Genomic DNA, 18,723 nt, shown 5'->3' with positions numbered 1-18,723 from the left:
AGTGAAAGAGCAAATCAAACAAATGATTGAAGCTGCAAATACGATCATCATTCATCGTCATGAACGACCGGATCCCGATGCACTCGGTAGTCAGTTCGGCTTACAATTGACATTGCAACACCAGTTTCCTGAAAAAACAGTCTTGTCGGCAGGTGAGATGGCGACATCATTGTCATTTATGGGGAAGCTCGATCAGGTAGAAGACGAGTTATACAAAGAGGCGTTAGTCGTGATTTTGGATACGGCGAATCAAGCGCGGATTGACGGGAAGGTCGCGATGACAGGAAAAGACGTCATTAAAATCGACCATCATCCCGATGAGGATCCATACGCGTCAGTGCAACTCGTCGATACGACGATGAGTTCGACATCGGAACTGCTCGTTCATCTATTGAATGAATGGGGATACGACATTCCGGCATCAGCTGCTATTCAATTCTATGCGGGAATCGTCGGTGACACGGGACGTTTTCAATTCCGTGGTACGACGAAACGAACCTTTGAAGTCGCGGGGCAATTGATTGATGCAGGGATTGATACAGATTGGTTGTATCGGAATATGTACCAAACAGAACTGGCGGCGCTTCATCTACAAGGATATGTTCTTCAACATATTCAGTTAACGGATCAAGGTGTCGGTTATGTCGTTTTGACACAGAATACATTGAAGCAATTTGGAGCAACGGTCGAACAAGCATCGTTACTCGTCAATAGTTTTGCCGGTTTACAAGGAATGAAGTGCTGGGCGCTGTTCCTCGAAACGGATATGGAAGTTCGCGTCCGAATTCGCTCGAAGGGTCCGGTCATCAATGAAGTAGCAAAAGAATTCAATGGCGGTGGACATCCAATGGCGTCTGGTGCGACGATTGAACAGTTAAGTGAAGTCGAACGTGTCGTTAATCGTCTGAATGAGGTCGCTGCGAACTTCCAGTTTTAAATGGAAAAAAGGCTGCTCGGTCTCATTCCTCTCGTGAGGAAGCGGAGCGAACAGCCTTTTTATGCTTATTTCGTTTTTGTTTCTTCTTGCGGAATGAACCATACGCCACGATCTGTGTGGTCTTCAATGACATTCAGTTGAAGTTCAGCGACCGACTTGCGAATCTTCTCAGCGATTTCTTCCGTTTCAGTAAAAGCAGTAACACCTAACTTTAGTTGTTCAACCTTTTCACGTGCGATTTGACTACGATTCAAAATCATGAGAAATGCTCCTTCCGTACCCGTCATGATATTTCTATACTTATTGTAGCGAATAATAAATCAGATGGCGAGTACTTGAGTTAGTTAGATATGAATGTTCTGAAAACTTTTTAAGCTTTCATCAGAAGAGAGAGGAGAATAGAAGATGCACTTAAATGTCCGGACACAATATAGTCCCTTACAAAGTTTGATTCGAATCGAGACGTACCTCGATGAGCTTGTTCATCGTCAGCTTGGACGAGCGATCATCTGTGAAACGACATTAACCGGAGTTCCGGCATTCATCGAGGCGTGTCAGCGTCGACAGTTACAACCGGTCATTGGCTGGGAGCAGCGAATCGAGGAAGAAGACTGTTGTATCTTGTGGTTTGCTTTTTCTTCTGATGGCTTACGGCAATTGTACCGATTAGCTAGTGAACAACCGGTTATTGAAGCCTCATCGCTCATTGCGGTGCTCGTTCCGCTTCGTCAGGCATCGGAAGATATGACACGTCTACGTCGTTCCGTCGTGCAGTGGATGGGACACGTTCAAGGGGCGCGTACATATATGGGAGTGACTTCGAGTCGCTCGACGGTCGAGCGAGAGAGTCGCATGCGTTATCGGGAAGTAGCCGCATCACTCGGTGTAGAGACAATCCCGGTCGATCCTGTCCGTTATCTTCATCGAGCTGAAGCCCCAGCTTATCAAGCAATACGTGCGATCCGTGAAGCAACGACGTTCCAAGATCAAAAAACAGATCGTCTGATGCATTTAAAGACTCGAGAAGAGTTACTCGAAGACTTTACGGAGCGAGAAATCACGATGGCTGAGCAATTTGCCGCGACATCTGAACGCTTAGAATTACCGTTCCAGCAACGTCCATTACCACGCGTCGCAGAAGATTCGAATGCGATGCTGCGGACGCATGCTGAAGAAGGATTACTGGCACACGGTCATGAAAGTAAAGAGGCGGAGGAACGTCTCGCCTATGAACTGTCCATCATCGAACAAACCGGATTTGCTGATTATTTCTTGATCGTCGAGGAACTTATTCGACGAGCAAAGGCGAAAGGCATTCATGTTGGACCTGGTCGTGGGTCGGCAGCAGGCTCTCTCGTTAGTTATGCGCTTGGAATCACGACGGTTGATCCGTTGAAATATGGATTACTCTTTGAGCGGTTTTTGAATCCAGAGCGGATTTCGATGCCGGATATCGATATTGATATCGAAGATGAACGACGCGAAGAGGTATTAGAAGATCTCGTAATGCGTTATGGAAAAGACCATGTCGCCCAAATCGGAACATTATCAACGCTTGGTGCCAAAGCTGCTCTGCGAGATGTCGGACGAACGCTGGAGTTTTCAAAAGATGAACTGGATGCTGCAGTCAAACAACTTGGGAAATCGACGACGTTACAAGGAATCGAACAAAATAAACAGACGTATCGCTGGTTCTCTGGAAGTGAAAAACGTCGACAACTCTTACAGCTAGCGCAAGCAGTCGAAGGTCTCCCGCGACAACGTTCGGTTCACGCAGCCGGCGTCGTCATCGGGTCAGAGAATCTCGTCGAGACGACACCCTTAGAGACAGGACCGAACGAGCGATACGTGACGCAGTTCCTGATGCAAGCATTAGAACGTCAAGGATTACTGAAGATTGACTTGCTGGGACTGCGCAATCTTAGTCGTTTGCGTCGGATGGAAGAATTGATTCGAAGAGAACACCCCTCTTTTACGCTCTCGCAAATTCCAGAAGAAGATCGTGCGACGTTCCAAGTCTTTGCCCGCGCTGAGACGGATGATATCTTCCAATTCGAATCACCAGGCATGAAACAAACATTGCGAGAAGTGAAACCGAATCGATTTGAAGATTTGGTCGCCACGATGTCGCTCTATCGTCCAGGACCGATGAAATTCATTGATCTGTACGCAAAACGAAAAGCCGGTCAACCTTATCAGATGGTACATCCTGTATTAGAAGAGGTGCTGGCGTCGACATATGGCATCATCGTCTACCAAGAGCAAGTCATGGAAATCACACGGCGAGTGGCTGGTTTTACGCTTGCTCAAGCAGATATATTACGACGTGCGATTTCCAAGAAGAGTACGGATTCACTCGAACAGGAACGTCTCCATTTTTTAGAAGGTGCACGAACGAATGGATTCGATGATACAGTAGCACATTCACTTTATGAACAAATCGAACGTTTTGCCGGATATGGATTTAACCGAAGTCATGCAGTCGCCTACTCAAAGATTAGTTATGCCCTTGGGTATATCAAAGCGCATTTCCCGCAAATTTTCTTTCTCGTTTCGGTGGAACAACCGGAACGCCTCGTCCGGTTGATGCGCGAACGACGTCTCCCTGTCCTATCACCGGACGTCTGGATTTCCGATTATCGTTCTTCACTAGAGGGAAAGGGGATTCGACTTGGAATCCATGTGATTAAAGGTATTTCCGAGCGAGAGTTCGAACGGTTAAAAGAAGCGTCGAAGCACACGGCGACGATCGCCGATCTATTGACTCATGTCGGATGGGGTAAAAAGGAACGAACAAAAATCGAATTACTACTTTATAGTGGCGCATTAGACCGAGCGACGCACGGCGATCGTGGACTCGCTGAACAAGAGGTGCTCGAGTACTTCACGGAATCATCGAATACCTTATTACCGGACGAACTGGCAATCCTCGGGAAACGACGGACACAGAAGTCATCGAAACGAAGCGATTCCGACTGGGCACGCCTGGAACGAGATGCACTCGGATTCTGGTTAACGTATTCTCCTTTGACGACAGCGATGAAAGCACCGGTCGAATCTGCTTATTTTCATGATCTTAGTGTCGGAGCAGACACGCATTATTTAATCTGCTATATTGATCAAATCCGAGAATTCAAGACGAAACGCGGTCAAGAGATGGCGGTCATTCAAGCGGTCGATGGGTATTCAAATGAAGAAGTCGTCGTATTCCCAAGTCAGTATGAGCGGTTCCGTCGTTCTCTTTATTTAGGGAATGTCTTATTGATCGAATTGAAGGTTCAAGATCGTGAAGGGGAGCGCCAATTCATTTTGGAACGGCTCCGGCCACTCGGACAAGATGTATTGTTCGTCAAGCTAACATCAAAAAATGAGCTAGCCACACTCGAACAATTGTTAGAAGCTGCGCCAGGCGATATTCCAGTCGTCGTTCGCTACGCTGATTCACGCGAGACGAAATCGTTACCGCCGCTTTATGCGGTTCGGCATGATGAGGAATTATTAGCTCGTCTACGTATGCAGTTTGGTGAAGATCATGTTGTCCTGAAAAATGTGCCTCGCTCAAACTAGTAGTAGGTAATAAGATTTGTTATAATAAAGGGTAATTGGTCTGACCAATGCCACCGATTAAAGCAACCGACTGAAGGGTCAGAAAGGTGGTGCCGTATCGATATGGAGAAGAAACGAAATGCGTTTGAAGCCAATATCGCGGCGATTAAATTGATGATCGAACAAGATGGATTAGTTCCAGGAGACCGAATCCCATCGGAACGGGAACTGGCAGAACGACTATCCATCAGCCGACCGTCCGTACGAGAAGCATTACGGACGCTCGCTTATTTAGGCATCGTCGAGACACGGCACGGAGGCGGAAGCTTTCTGTTAAACCGTGACGATCATACCTATATTCAAATCATCGCTCAATTCTTAGTGACTGGCGATTCGAAGTTCGAAGACTTGGCAGGAACGCTCCGCTTGCTTGAGCAAGCAGCGCTCGCGCAGCTGGATGACCTTTCGGTGCTTGCACCAGTCGTTGCATCCGATGCAGCGTTTCGTGAGACGTTGATTCAGACGGTCGATAACGATCTGTTTGAACGAATCTGGCGACAAGTCAATGCCTTCCATAAAAGCTTCGGTCAAGGGGAACTCTATACGCAAGTGGAACGGGAACAACTCTTGAACCGCCCATAGATGACAAGGGGGAACTGAACGTGCAAGCATTTTTTCGAAAACCTAAAAAGTTCGTCACGTTGACTTCAAAGGAGCAACGTGTCGATGTGCCTGTTGGCTTAATGACAAAATGTCCGAAATGTAAATTGATCCAATATACGAAACAACTAGAAGCGAACCTACGCGTCTGTTCATGTGGATATCATCATCCATTGACTGCGCAAGAACGTTTTACGCAATTATTTGATGAAGGTTCGGTAACATATTTTGATCTGCCAGCAGTTCAAGCGGATCCCCTCGGATTTGAGGACTATCCGGAAAAATTAAAAGGAGATCAAGTCAGAACGGGTCTTAAGGAAGCGATCGTCTGTGGCGTCGGGAATGTGAATGGTCACCCACTCGTCGCTTGTGTCATGGATGCGCGATTCCGGATGGGCTCGATGGGAGCTGCCGTTGGTGCTGCAATTTCTGAAGCTGTTCGTTACGCGACGAAACATCGTCTACCTGTCACGATATTCTCTGCTTCAGGTGGGGCACGGATGCAAGAAGGAATGGTCAGTCTCATGCAGATGGCGAAATCGAGTCTCTTTTTAAAACAGCATTCAGATGCAGGGTTACTCTATATTTCTTGTATGACCCATCCGACAACCGGTGGTGTATCAGCAAGTTTTGCGATGCTAGGTGATTTCAACATTGCTGAACCGGGTGCGTTGATTGGATTTGCGGGTCGCCGGATCATCGAACAGACGATTCGTGAAAAACTACCGGAAGATTTCCAAACAGCAGAATTCTTATTGCAAGCAGGTCAACTGGACGATGTCGTATCACGACACGATCTGAAGACGTACTATACGCGAATCTTAAAGCTACATGCGGAGGGAACGAACCATGCAACCATTTGACCAACCAGTCATCGCGTTACGCGAAAAAATTCTTGAGCTTCATGACATGGCGGAAACGCAAGGACTTGACTTCAAGGAAGAACTGCAACTTCTTGAAGAACGCCTTCATCGGTTAGAACTCGATATTTACGGGAATATGAAAGCGTGGAATCGTGTTCAGTTGGCACGTCATCCAGAACGTCCAACGACACTCGATTACATTGAATCGATTTGTGAAGATTTCATCGAACTGCACGGTGATCGTCATGGGTATGATGATGCAGCAATCGTCGGTGGAATCGGAACGCTAAATGGTCGTCCCGTGACGATCATCGGTCATCAACGCGGAAAAGATACAAAAGAGAACATTCGTCGTAACTTCGGGATGCCACATCCAGAAGGGTACCGGAAAGCACTGCGTCTCATGCAACAAGCGGAAAAATTCAACCGACCGATCATTACGTTCATTGACACGAAAGGAGCATATCCAGGACGTGCGGCAGAAGAACGCGGTCAAAGTGAAGCCATCGCAAAAAACTTGTTTGAGATGGCTGGGATGACTGTGCCAATCATCTCGATTGTCATTGGTGAAGGCGGTTCAGGTGGTGCTTTAGGAATCGGCGTTTGTGATCAACTCTTGATGCTTGAGAACTCGACGTATTCCGTTATCTCTCCTGAAGGTGCTGCAGCATTATTGTGGAAAGATGCGAGTCTTGCGGAAAAGGCTGCAGAATCGATGAAAATCACAGCACCTGATTTGTTACGCCTTGGAATCGCGGATGCTATCATTCCTGAAGTCATCGGAGGAGCACATCTTGATGTGTCATTACAGGCGGATAAATTAAAATCTGTCTTGGTACAGAAGCTCGAAACTTTGGTTCATCTGACCAAGGAAGAGCTCCTCGATCAACGGACCGAAAAATATCACCAAATTGGCACATAAGCACCATGTAATCGCTATCATGATTGATATTCCTCATTTCCGGAATTGATGATGAAAAAGATAGTGAAAGTTTATGCAATCTGCCCTGTTGTAAAACAAGAAAACAACGTGCTATTTTAGATTCAGATTAATGGAGAGGTGATTAACGTGAGTTTAAAACGGATTGCTGTCTTAACGAGTGGCGGTGATGCACCAGGTATGAACGCCGCGGTGCGTGCTGTCACGCGTAAAGCGATTTTTCATGGCTTAGAAGTATTCGGTGTCTACAACGGGTATCAAGGATTAATCAACGGGGACATCGTCCAGTTGAACCTTGGATCAGTCGGTGACATCATTCAACGAGGTGGAACGTTCCTACGTTCAGCACGTTGCCCTGAGTTCCGTACAGAAGAAGGACGAGCAAAAGCGGTCGTCAATCTTAAGAAATTTGAAATTGATGCACTCGTCGTCGTAGGCGGAGACGGGTCGTATCGTGGTGCCCAAAAATTGACTGGACTTGGCTTCCCGACAATCGGACTTCCAGGTACGATCGATAACGATATTCCTGGAACGGACTATACGATCGGTTTTGATACAGCGCTCAACACGGCGCTTGAAGCGATCGATAAAATCCGTGATACAGCATCGTCGCATGAGCGGACGTATGTCATTGAAGTCATGGGACGCGATGCGGGTGATATCGCATTATATGCAGGACTTGCTGGTGGAGCAGAATCGATTCTTGTTCCTGAACGTCCTGAAGATTTAAAAGAAGTCCTCGATCGCATTCAAAGTGGTGTCAACCGCGGTAAGAAACACTCGATCGTCATCGTCGCTGAAGGTGCAGGTCGTGCTCAGGACGTGGGAGACGCTATCGCAAAAGAAACAGGTCTCGATACACGCGTCACGGTTCTTGGTCACGTTCAACGTGGTGGAGCACCGACGGCAGCGGACCGTGTACTTGCAAGTCGGATGGGGGCACATGCCATCGAAATCCTACTTCAAGGAAAACAAGGACGTGTCGTAGGTGTACGTGGTGGCAAGATGATTGATCTCGATATCGATGAGGCACTCGACGCAAACAAACATGAGCTGGATCTTGAAATCCTTGAGCTTTCAAAACAGCTTTCGATTTAACGAACGTCGATAGGATTGGAATGGGCAAGAGAACTTGGCCAAACACCGTAGGAGGTTTATGGAATATGCGCAGAACTAAAATTGTATGTACGATCGGACCGGCGTCAGAAAAACGTCTCCCAGAAATGATCGAAGCAGGTATGAACGTCGCTCGTTTGAACTTCTCACACGGCGATTATGAAGAACACGGTGCACGAATCACAGATATCCGTCGTGCAGCAAAAGAAGCAAACAAAATCGTTACGATTCTTCTTGATACGAAAGGTCCAGAAATCCGGACGCATACGTTCGAAGACGGAAAAGCACTTCTCGTACGTGGACAAGAAGTCATCGTCGTCAGTGGTGACGCAAACGAAATCGTCGGAACAAAAGATAAGTTCTCTGTTACGTATGAAGGACTTTATGATGATGTCGAAGTTGGTTCGATGATCATGCTTGATGATGGTCTCATCGGTCTTCGTGTCGTTGAAAAACTTCCAAACCGTGAACTTCGTTGCTCTATCGAAAACGAAGGTGTCATCAAAACGAAAAAAGGTGTCAACTTGCCAAACGTGAAGGTTAACCTTCCTGCTTTGACAGATAAAGACGTAGCTGATATCGAATTCGGAATCAAGAGCGATGTCGACTTAATCGCACCATCATTCGTACGCCGTGCGTCTGACGTCGTTGCGATTCGCCAATTGCTTGAGAAAAACAATGCGACTCACATCAAAATCTTCCCGAAAATCGAGAACCAAGAAGGCGTCGATAACATCGAAGAAATTCTCGCGATTTCAGACGGTTTGATGGTAGCGCGTGGTGACCTCGGTATCGAGATCCCGACAGAGGACGTAACACCAACTCAAAAAGACTTGATCAAGCTTTGTAATGACTTTGGTAAACCGGTCATCACAGCAACACAAATGCTTGATTCAATGCAACGTTTCCCACGTCCAACACGTGCTGAAGCATCAGACGTCGCGAACGCGATTCTTGATGGTACGGATGCAATCATGCTTTCAGGTGAGACAGCAGCAGGGGACTACCCGATTGAATCTGTCAAAATGATGCACTCGATCGCAAAACGTACAGAAAAAATGCTCGACTACAAACTCTTGTTGAAAGATCGTCAAACTCGCAGTGAGCACACAGTAACGGATGCGATCGCTCAAGCCGTTACGCACACAGCAATCAACTTGGATGCAAAAGCAATCTTGACACCGACACAATCGGGCTACACAGCATCACGTATCTCGAAATACCGTCCGGAGCCGAACATCGTCGCTGTTACACCAAGCGCACGTGTCGCACGTCAGTTAAACATCGTATGGGGTGTGTACCCAATCGTCGTCGATCATCTCTCAGACAACACGGATGATATGTTGACACTTGCTGCAGATACAGCGAAAGATGCTGGTTTTGTTACAGACGGTGACCTCGTCGTCATCTCGGCTGGTATCCCTGCTTTGACTGCTGGTACAACGAACATGTTAAAAGTTCACATCGTTGGTAAAGAGATCGCAAACGGTCGCGGAATCGGCGAACGTGGTGTTGTTGGTGAAGTCGTCATCGCAAACAATGCTGAAGAAGCAAATGCGAAAGCGAAGCCAGGCATGATCCTCGTTACGAACTCAACAGATCGTGACATGATGCCTGCAATCGAATTGGCTGCAGCAATGATCACAGTAGATGGTGGATTGACTAGCCATGCTGGTATCGTTGGACCATCACTCGGTAAACCGGTCATCGTTGGTGTTGAAAATGCATTGACAGTCTTCAAAGACGGTCAAATGATCTCAATCGATCCATTGACAGGTAAACTGTATAACGCATAATTCATTCATGACGGACGTGACTTAGGTCATGTCCGTCTTTTTTTCATGAGGAGGACGTATGGAAGCTTATCTATTTTTGATTGCCCTCGTCTTCATCGGGGTCATCGCACAAAATAAATCATTGATCATCGCTGCTGCTTTCCTGTTGATCGTCAAGGCGATCGGACTAGATGGTCGATTATTTCCATCCTTGCAGGCAAAAGGAATCACGTGGGGTGTCACATTGATTACGGCTGCGATTCTTGTACCGATCGCAGCAGGGGATATCGGATTTAAGGAACTTATTCAAAGTATTCGGGGGCATATCGGCATCATCTCATTTTTATCAGGAATCTTCGTTGCAATCGTCGCAGCACATGGTGTTGGTCTGATGAAAGAAGACCCACTTGTCACGACGGCATTGCTTGCCGGAACGATTCTCGCAGTTGGACTCTTCCGGGGAGTACCCGTTGGTCCGCTAATTGGTGCTGGGATCGCTGCGCTTGTCATCGGAATGTGGGATATCATCGCAAAAACGTTCACGGGATGAGCAGGATCAGCAAAGAATACGAATTAATTTTTTGATAATAGTATGCAAGTTCATTCACTTTTTGGGTAATTTTGTTTATACTAAGAACAGAAACAAGATGGTCTATTCAAGAGTACAGCGGTACAAGCATGGGGAACGACTCTTGAGTGGACGTCTTTTTTTCAATACGGAAATGAAAGCGTTTTAAATTTCTGGGGAAAAAAAGGGGGATTATTGTCATGACGCAAACTAAAGGTTTAGAAGGAATCGTCGCGACGACATCGAAAATCAGTTCGATCATCGATGGTCAATTGACGTACGGCGGTTATACAATTGATGATTTGGCGGAGCACGCCTCATTTGAGGAAGTCGTCTTCTTATTATGGAACGACCGTCTACCAAAAGAAGAGGAATTGAAGCAACTGTCGGAAGCACTCATTTCCGAAGCACCAGTTGCGACTGCCGTTCTCGAGACGATGAAGGCAGCACCAAAGTCGGCGAATGCGATGGCAATGATTCGAACAGCGCTCTCTCAACTCGCGCTTTACGATGAAACATCAGAAGATATGTCGACAGAGGCGAATTACGCTAAAGCCATCAAATTACAAGCGCAAATCGCAACACTTGTTACGGCTTACGCGCGTATTAAAAAAGGGCAGGAACCAATCGCACCTAAAACAGGTCTTTCTTACGCTGCAAACTTCCTGTTCATGTTGACAGGCGAAGAGCCGACAGAAGTGGCTGAAAAAGCGTTCAACCAAGCGCTTGTTCTTCATGCAGACCATGAGTTGAACGCTTCGACATTCACGGCACGTGTTTGTGTTGCGACACTCTCTGACGTCTACTCAGGTGTGACAGCAGCGATGGGTGCATTAAAAGGACCTCTTCACGGTGGAGCGAATGAAGCCGTCATGAAGATGCTGTTAGAAATTGATTCGGTTGAAAAGGTTGACGAGTATGTTCATAATAAACTTGAGAACAAGCAAAAAATCATGGGCTTCGGTCACCGTGTCTACAAGGACGGCGATCCACGTGCGAAGCACCTTCAGGAAATGAGTCGTCAGTTGACTGCTCAAATCGGGGAGCCGAAGTGGTACGAGATGTCAGTTAAGATTGACGAGATCGTCCAGTCGGAAAAAGGATTGAAACCAAACGTTGATTTCTATTCCGCTTCTACGTACCATGCACTTGGACTTGATACAGAACTTTTCACTCCAATCTTTGCAGTAAGTCGAATGTCAGGTTGGTTGGCGCACATTTTAGAGCAGTATAGCGATAACCGTCTGATTCGTCCACGTGCAGACTACACGGGTGAAACGCACCGGACATATGTGTCCATCGAAGAACGTTAAAAGGACGGAGAGGAGTAATCCTCTCCTGATTTTTGATGTAGATTACAATTACTTAAGGGGGATTTTTAGACATGGCTACACTTCAAGGCGAAAACATCACAGTAACGAACGGTACACTTCAAGTTCCAAATGCTCCAATCATTCCATTCATCATTGGTGACGGAACAGGACCTGACATCTGGAATGCTGCGGTACGCGTATTTGATGCAGCAGTTGAAAAAGCCTATAACGGTGAGAAGAAGATTGAATGGAAAGAAGTCTATGCTGGCGAAAAAGCATTCAACAAAACAGGTAACTGGTTACCAGAAGAGACACTCGATCTCATCCGTGAGCACATCATCGCAATCAAAGGACCACTTACGACACCAGTCGGCGGCGGTATTCGCTCATTGAACGTTGCATTACGTCAAGAGCTTGATTTGTACACATGCCTTCGCCCAGTTCGTTACTTCACAGGTGTTCCTTCACCGGTTAAACGCCCAGAAGATACAGATATGGTCATCTTCCGTGAAAATACTGAAGACATCTACGCAGGAATCGAATATGCAGAAGGTAGCGAAGGCGTTGCAAAACTGCTTGAATTCCTTCAAAACGAAATGGGTGTCAACAAAATTCGCTTCCCTGAGACATCTGGTCTTGGAATCAAACCGATTTCAAAAGAGGGAACAGAACGCCTCGTTCGTGCAGCAATCGAATACGCACTTGAGCACAAGCGCGCTTCGTTGACACTCGTTCACAAAGGAAACATTATGAAGTTCACTGAAGGAGCTTTCAAAAACTGGGGTTATGAGCTTGCTGAGCGTGAATACGCAGAGCACGTCTTCACTTGGAACCAGTACGATCGTATCAAAGAAGAAGAGGGAACTGAGGCTGCGAACAAAGCACAAGCAGACGCTGAAGCTGCTGGTAAGTTAATCGTAAAAGACTCAATCGCTGATATCTTCTTACAACAAATCTTGACTCGTCCAAAAGAGTTCGATGTCGTTGCGACAATGAACTTGAACGGTGACTACATCTCGGATGCACTTGCTGCACAAGTGGGTGGTATCGGAATCGCACCTGGAGCAAACATCAACTACATGACTGGTCACGCGATTTTTGAAGCAACTCACGGTACAGCACCAAAATACGCTGGACTTGATAAAGTAAACCCATCATCTGTCATCTTGTCAGGCGAAATGATGTTCCGTCACCTCGGTTGGAACGAAGCAGCAGATCTCATCATCAAATCGATGGAAACATCGATCGAAGCAAAAGTCGTCACATACGACTTCGCACGTCTCATGGATGGTGCGACTGAAGTGAAGTGTTCTGAATTCGCGGACGAACTCATCAAAAACATGTAATCCGATCAGGAGGAATGAGTCGATGAACAGACGGAAGAAGATCGCAGTCATAGGAAGTGGCTTTACGGGCGCGACGACGGCACTTTACCTTGCCCAGCAAGAGTTAGGTGATATCGTCCTCGTCGACCGACCAGAGCAAGAAAATCCGACGAAAGGAAAGGCGCTTGATATGCAAGAAGCAGCGCCGATCCTCGGATTTGATGTTTCGGTAAAAGGGACATCGGATTATGCAGATATCAAGGACGCAGACATCGTCGTCATCACTGCCGGCATTGCTCGAAAGCCGGGCATGAGCCGCGAAGACCTTGTCAGTACGAATGCTACCGTCATGACAGCTGTGACGAAGGAAATCGTCGCGCATGCACCAGAATCGATCATCATCGTTTTGACGAACCCGGTCGATGCGATGACGTATACGGTCTATCAAGCATCTGGTTTTCCGAAGGAACGTGTCATCGGTCAGTCCGGAGTCCTCGACACGGCGCGTTTCCGGACATTTCTAGCAGAAGAACTCAATGTTTCTGTGAAGGACGTATCAGGGTTCGTGCTCGGTGGACACGGAGATGATATGGTACCGCTACTGCGCTATTCTCAAGCAGGAGGAATTCCGATTGAGAAGCTCATATCGAAAGAACGACTCGATGCGATCGTTGACCGGACCCGTAAAGGGGGCGGTGAAATCGTTCAGTTACTCGGAAACGGTTCCGCTTATTACGCGCCAGCAGCGGCAATTGCTCAGATGGTCGAAGCGATTTTGAAGGATCAGCGACGTATTCTTCCGGCAATCGCTTATCTCGAAGGCGAATACGGATACAACGATATGTACTTTGGTGTACCGGTCATTCTTGGTGGGAACGGTGTCGAGCACGTCTACGAACTCGAGCTGACTGTCGATGAACAAGAAGCATTGAACCGCTCTGCGTCTACCGTCCGTTCGGTACTCGACTTATTAAAATCCTGAATCTAAAAAAAGACGAACCTGTCACTTTCGACAGGTTCGTCTTTTTCGTCTCGTTACAGTAGGTGTTGCGAGTTTTGACAATGCGGACAGGTCAGCCGATCACATCAAACGATAGATTGTTCGAGAAGACCATTTTTGAGACAAACGGTGCATCGGGCCATGATATAAGCTTCTTTTATATATAAATGTGTAAAGTAAAATGGTTAGTTCACACCATGTTATCCATGTAGTATAAAAGTTCCAATTTTAAAAAACATGTAGAATAAATGCTTGTATTAGGGTAAGGACAAAGGTACGTCATTTTATTCCACTAAGGGGGATTTTACATGCGCGCCGTAACGTACCAAGGAACAAAAGATGTTCAAGTCAAACAAGTACAGGATCCATCGATTGATAAAAACGATGACATCATCGTAAAGATCACCTCGACTGCAATTTGTGGTTCGGATCTACACATTTATCAAGGGAATATGCCGGCTCACAAAGACTATGTCATTGGTCATGAACCGATGGGCATCGTTGAAGAAGTTGGACCAGGAGTGACGAAGGTCAAACGGGGAGACCGCGTCGTGTTACCGTTTAACGTTGCTTGCGGTCACTGTTTCTTTTGCGAACATGATATGGAAAGTCAATGTGATAACTCAAACGGAAATCCGCATGTCGATACAGGTGGATATTTTGGTTTTACAGAAGAGTTTGGTGGACATCCCGGTGGTCAGGCGGAATATTTAAAAGTACCATTTGGAAATTTCATGCCGCTCGTAATTCCTGAATCGTGTGAACTAGAAGATGAAGCGTTGTTGTTCTTATCTGACGTTTTACCTACAGCATATTGGAGTGTCCTGCATGCTGGTGTGAAAAAAGGGGACACGGTCGTCGTACTCGGATCGGGACCTGTCGGACTGATGACACAAAAATTCGCATGGATGCAAGGTGCGAAACGGGTCATTGCGGTGGATGATCAAGTCTATCGATTAAATCACGCCAAAGTGACGAATAAAGTCGAGACCGTGAATTTTTCAGATCATGCAGAAAGTGGTGCCTACATCAAAGAATTGACGCAAGGTGGGGCAGATGTCGTGATTGATTGCGTCGGTCTTGATGGGAAGATGTCACCTGTTGAAAAAATCGAACAAAAGATTGGTTTGCAAGGGGGAACGTTGAGTGCCATTGATATTGCGAAGGATGCTGTCCGGAAGTTTGGTACCGTACAGTTGACGGGTGTCTATGCGAAAAAATATAATCAATTTCCACTCGGCGACTTTTTCACTCGGAATATCACACTGAAAATGGGACAAGCACCCGTCGTCCATTTGATGCCGGAACTGTTCCAGAAAATCATCAATAAGGAATTTGATCCGACGGACATCGTGACGCATCGAGTGGCACTCGATGATGCTGCTGCAGCCTATCAAACCTTCAATGATCGAACAGATGGATGCATCAAGGTCGTTCTAAAACCATAAGTCACTTCACATGCAAACAACCCATCCAAAATCGGATGGGTTGTTTGCATTAAAAGAAGAAAACTGGCCACAAGATACCGACAGCTAAACCGAGTAAGAGACCAACGAATACTTGAAACTCAGTGTGACCGACGAGTTCATTCAGAAGAGGGGTCTCATGACGAATTCCCTTAAAATAATCATTGAGTAATTTTGCCTGAACACCAACAGCTTGTCTGACACCCGTCGCGTCATACATGATGATTGTGGCAAATATGGCAGCTAGTGCGAAGAGCGAAGATGAGAAGCCTTCCTGAAAACCGATGACCACGGCTAACGCGACGACAGTCGAGCTATGTGAACTAGGCATACCACCGGAAGCAAACATGATCTCCAGGTCGAACTTTCTGGTCCGTACCAAACTCGTAACAAGCTTCGCTGCTTGAGCGATGAACCATGCCGTGATGGCTGCAAAAAGGGGATGATTCCATTCCATACATTCTACCTCCTACGATTGACGATATGTATTGATTCCCCGTTTTTATCGCTTTTACACGAATGATCAAGAGGGATTCATCGTCTCCTTTAAAGATTATGTAAAGAAACAGCAGAAAGATTTGTGATTTTCCAGTAAAAGTCGGTAAGATGAAGACAGACGAAGCGGATTCCACGGAATTCCTCATTCGAAAGAACGAAACTTGAGGGGGATGCAAGGTTTGAAAGATAAAATTATCGTGGTAGATGATGAATTGTCGATTGCAACACTATTGAAGTTTAATTTAGAGCAGGCTGGTTTTGTCGTCGAAACGGCACATGATGGAATGTCAGGTTTGAAATTAGCGGAAAAACAAGATGCCGCACTGATCGTACTGGATCTCATGTTGCCGGAACTCGATGGTCTGGAAGTATGTAAACGACTACGTCAACAGAAAATCAATACACCGATCTTGATGCTGACGGCAAAGGATGATGAGTTTGATAAGGTGCTCGGTCTAGAACTCGGTGCGGACGATTACCTGACAAAACCGTTTAGCCCACGCGAAGTCGTTGCCCGTGTAAAAGCGATTTTACGACGGATGAGTCATCAGACAGCATCCCCGGATGAGGTCACGGACGGAACGATTCTGATTGGTGACGTCAAAATCGTTCCGGATAACTACGAAGCTTTCAAAGCAGAAGAACGTCTTGAACTTACTCCTAAGGAATTTGAATTGCTCGTATATCTCGCTAAAAATAAAGGACGTGTCTTGACACGAGATCAACTGTTATCCGCGATTTGGAATTATGATTTCGTCGGCGATACGCGTATCGTGGATGTGCATATCAGTCACGTCCGTGAAAAAATCGAACCGAATACGAAAAAACCGATTTATATCAAAACGATTCGCGGTCTCGGGTATAAGATGGAGGAGCCGAAACCAGAATGAGTAAGTATCGGAAACGGTTCATCTTTAAAATGATTTCTTTCATTAGTTTGGTGCTTGTTGCACTCGGTTTTCTACTTGGACAATCATTTAAGGAATTCTATGTTCAAAATGAAAAAGAAAAATTGATGGATGAAACCTCGCTTGTCGAGACGATCCTACAAGGGCGCGAAGTTTCTGATATGGCACAGTACGTGAATCAATTGTATGCCGAATCCAATTTTGACATGATCTTATTTAACGGACGTGGGGAAATCATCGCAGGTACCCCTGTTGATGTCACGAAACTGAAAGTAGCAACGCTCAATTTCTCAGCGATTCCCAAAGATGGCACGTTTGAATCGAAGACGGATGACAGTGTCGTCCAGTTCACGAAGCCTGTTCCAACAGCAGATGGTGGAGAAGTGTACGTCAGTTTCATTCGTTATGCTAAAGATTTGAATATTATCTATTCACGGATTTGGACGGTCATTTTCTTCTCACTCCTTGCTTCGCTCGTAATCATCTTTTTGACAATCTATCGTTCAACGAAACGGTTCCTACGACCAATCGCGGAGGCGACCGATGTGTTGCACGAACTGTCACATGGGAATTACAAGTCACGCGTCTACGAGTTAGCGGCACCAGATGAATCACGTGATTTAGGACGCTCGATCAATCTCCTCGCACGAAATCTAGAGAATGCATCATCCGGTGAAGCGATGCAACGGGCACGACTCGAATCCTTGATCGAATACATGGGAGCCGGTCTCATGCTGATTGATGAAAAGGGTTATGTACTACTTGTTAACCGTACCTATCGGGAGATGTTCCATATTCACGAACCATCTAGTGGAAAATTATATTACCGCGTACTTCCGAACGAAAAGATGAGTCAGGTGATTGAAGATGTCTACCTGACAGAAAAACCGAATCGCAAACAATCGAGTGTCCGTTTCGGCATCAACAGTCGGACGTTTATGGTCAGTGCCGCACCGATTTTTGATAAGAACGGTCGCGTGCAAGGAACGACCGTTGTCTTCAACGATATTACGGAAATTAAAAAGCTGGAACAGATGCGCAAAGACTTCGTTGCGAATGTCAGCCACGAATTAAAAACACCACTGACGTCCATCAAGGGGTTTGCAGAAACGTTACTCGATGGTGCGCAAGATGTTCCGGAAATCCGGGAACAATTTTTGCGGATCATTCATGATGAATCAGAACGAATGCAGACATTGGTCGAAGACTTGCTCGAACTATCGCGACTGGAACAAGACAACTATCAGCTTGAAACAGCAATCGTTGATGTGACGAGTCTCGTTCGCGAAACCGCTGAGCTGTTGCATCGACGAGCAGCGGAAAAAGAGATGATGATTCATATCGAAACGGAAGAGGAAGTCTTCATCCGGGCAGATTTGAATCGGTTGAAACAAGTCGTAGTCAACTTAGTTGCGAATGCGTTGAACTACACCCCGAACGGTGGTAACGTCTGGATTCAACTCGAGGACGGAGAAGAGTCTGTCCAACTCATCATCAAAGATGATGGGATTGGTATTCATCCGAAGGAGACGCAACGTATCTTCGAACGGTTCTATCGTGTCGATAAGGCGCGAAGCCGTAATTCAGGTGGAACGGGTCTCGGGCTGGCCATTGTTAAACACATCGTTGATCTTCACCATGGGGAAATTGATGTCGAATCGGCGGAGCAACAAGGAACGACGTTTACGATTCGTTTACCAAAACATGGCTGAATTTCACAGTGGATTCACAATTCCTTAATAGATGTATCTTATGATGAAAGTACCTTCTTCATCATCTGTATGGCGACTGGATCAGCTCCCATGTCG

16 protein-coding genes are annotated in these 18,723 nt (G+C 46.3%); 14 read left to right on the top strand and 2 right to left on the bottom strand.

Features of this window, described 5'->3' with window-relative positions:
• The first annotated feature begins 1 nt into the window (after nucleotide 1).
• The gene (locus VJ374_RS11965) at nucleotides 2-937 is read left to right on the top strand and encodes a DHH family phosphoesterase (RefSeq protein ID WP_329468859.1); all 936 of its coding nucleotides are present in this window, start codon (nucleotides 2-4) and stop codon (nucleotides 935-937) included.
• Between the two features lie 65 nt (nucleotides 938-1,002).
• Here the strand turns inward: VJ374_RS11965 and VJ374_RS11960 are convergent, their stop codons facing one another.
• Nucleotides 1,003-1,197, bottom strand: coding sequence for a YtzJ family protein (locus VJ374_RS11960; RefSeq protein WP_035406258.1), 195 nt, complete (start codon nucleotides 1,195-1,197; stop codon nucleotides 1,003-1,005).
• Nucleotides 1,198-1,342: 145 nt separating this feature from the next.
• Between VJ374_RS11960 and dnaE the strand changes: the two genes are divergently transcribed.
• The 11 genes from dnaE (at nucleotide 1,343) to VJ374_RS11905 (ending at nucleotide 15,491) form a co-directional block, all read left to right on the top strand.
• Nucleotides 1,343-4,504 (top strand): DNA polymerase III subunit alpha, encoded by a 3,162-nt coding sequence (gene dnaE / locus VJ374_RS11955; RefSeq protein ID WP_329468858.1) that lies wholly within the window; start codon nucleotides 1,343-1,345, stop codon nucleotides 4,502-4,504.
• Between the two features lie 102 nt (nucleotides 4,505-4,606).
• Complete coding sequence (locus tag VJ374_RS11950; RefSeq protein ID WP_035406263.1) at nucleotides 4,607-5,125, top strand: FadR/GntR family transcriptional regulator; 519 nt, start codon at nucleotides 4,607-4,609, stop codon at nucleotides 5,123-5,125.
• 20 nt (nucleotides 5,126-5,145) lie between these two features.
• Nucleotides 5,146-6,006 carry an acetyl-CoA carboxylase, carboxyltransferase subunit beta gene (gene accD, locus VJ374_RS11945; protein ID WP_056062672.1) on the top strand — a complete coding sequence of 287 codons (861 nt, stop codon included), beginning with the start codon at nucleotides 5,146-5,148 and terminating at the stop codon, nucleotides 6,004-6,006.
• Nucleotides 5,993-6,928, top strand: a complete 936-nt coding sequence (gene accA, locus VJ374_RS11940; protein WP_035406271.1) for an acetyl-CoA carboxylase carboxyl transferase subunit alpha — start codon at nucleotides 5,993-5,995, stop codon at nucleotides 6,926-6,928. Before accD ends, accA begins: the two co-directional genes overlap by 14 nt.
• Nucleotides 6,929-7,075: 147 nt before the next feature.
• Nucleotides 7,076-8,044: a 6-phosphofructokinase gene (gene pfkA / locus VJ374_RS11935; protein WP_035406276.1), complete on the top strand. Its 969-nt coding sequence runs from the start codon at nucleotides 7,076-7,078 to the stop codon at nucleotides 8,042-8,044.
• Nucleotides 8,045-8,109: 65 nt separating this feature from the next.
• Complete coding sequence (gene pyk / locus VJ374_RS11930) at nucleotides 8,110-9,858, top strand: pyruvate kinase (protein WP_035406280.1); 1,749 nt, start codon at nucleotides 8,110-8,112, stop codon at nucleotides 9,856-9,858.
• 58 nt (nucleotides 9,859-9,916) lie between these two features.
• Nucleotides 9,917-10,387: a DUF441 domain-containing protein gene (locus VJ374_RS11925; RefSeq protein WP_035406282.1), complete on the top strand. Its 471-nt coding sequence runs from the start codon at nucleotides 9,917-9,919 to the stop codon at nucleotides 10,385-10,387.
• A gap of 218 nt (nucleotides 10,388-10,605) precedes the next feature.
• Nucleotides 10,606-11,718: a citrate synthase gene (gene citZ / locus VJ374_RS11920; RefSeq protein ID WP_035406285.1), complete on the top strand. Its 1,113-nt coding sequence runs from the start codon at nucleotides 10,606-10,608 to the stop codon at nucleotides 11,716-11,718.
• A gap of 71 nt (nucleotides 11,719-11,789) precedes the next feature.
• The gene (gene icd / locus VJ374_RS11915) at nucleotides 11,790-13,064 is read left to right on the top strand and encodes an NADP-dependent isocitrate dehydrogenase (protein ID WP_035406288.1); all 1,275 of its coding nucleotides are present in this window, start codon (nucleotides 11,790-11,792) and stop codon (nucleotides 13,062-13,064) included.
• 22 nt (nucleotides 13,065-13,086) lie between these two features.
• Nucleotides 13,087-14,025, top strand: a complete 939-nt coding sequence (gene mdh, locus VJ374_RS11910) for a malate dehydrogenase (RefSeq protein WP_329468857.1) — start codon at nucleotides 13,087-13,089, stop codon at nucleotides 14,023-14,025.
• Between the two features lie 326 nt (nucleotides 14,026-14,351).
• Nucleotides 14,352-15,491: a zinc-dependent alcohol dehydrogenase gene (locus VJ374_RS11905; protein WP_035406295.1), complete on the top strand. Its 1,140-nt coding sequence runs from the start codon at nucleotides 14,352-14,354 to the stop codon at nucleotides 15,489-15,491.
• Between the two features lie 49 nt (nucleotides 15,492-15,540).
• Here the strand turns inward: VJ374_RS11905 and VJ374_RS11900 are convergent, their stop codons facing one another.
• Nucleotides 15,541-15,966 carry a divergent PAP2 family protein gene (locus tag VJ374_RS11900; RefSeq protein ID WP_035406299.1) on the bottom strand — a complete coding sequence of 142 codons (426 nt, stop codon included), beginning with the start codon at nucleotides 15,964-15,966 and terminating at the stop codon, nucleotides 15,541-15,543.
• 211 nt (nucleotides 15,967-16,177) lie between these two features.
• Here VJ374_RS11900 and VJ374_RS11895 point away from each other — a divergent pair, with 211 nt between their 5' ends.
• Nucleotides 16,178-16,897 carry a response regulator gene (locus tag VJ374_RS11895; RefSeq protein ID WP_369792024.1) on the top strand — a complete coding sequence of 240 codons (720 nt, stop codon included), beginning with the start codon at nucleotides 16,178-16,180 and terminating at the stop codon, nucleotides 16,895-16,897.
• Nucleotides 16,894-18,627, top strand: coding sequence for a two-component system histidine kinase PnpS (gene pnpS / locus VJ374_RS11890; protein WP_035406301.1), 1,734 nt, complete (start codon nucleotides 16,894-16,896; stop codon nucleotides 18,625-18,627). Before VJ374_RS11895 ends, pnpS begins: the two co-directional genes overlap by 4 nt.
• The last annotated feature ends 96 nt before the right edge of the window (nucleotides 18,628-18,723 follow it).

The sequence above is a fragment of the Exiguobacterium sp. 9-2 genome, assembly GCF_036287235.1.
Lineage (GTDB): Bacteria > Bacillota > Bacilli > Exiguobacteriales > Exiguobacteriaceae > Exiguobacterium_A.
Note: the sequence above shows the minus strand (reverse complement) of the source record. Positions and strands in the feature narration are given on the sequence as shown.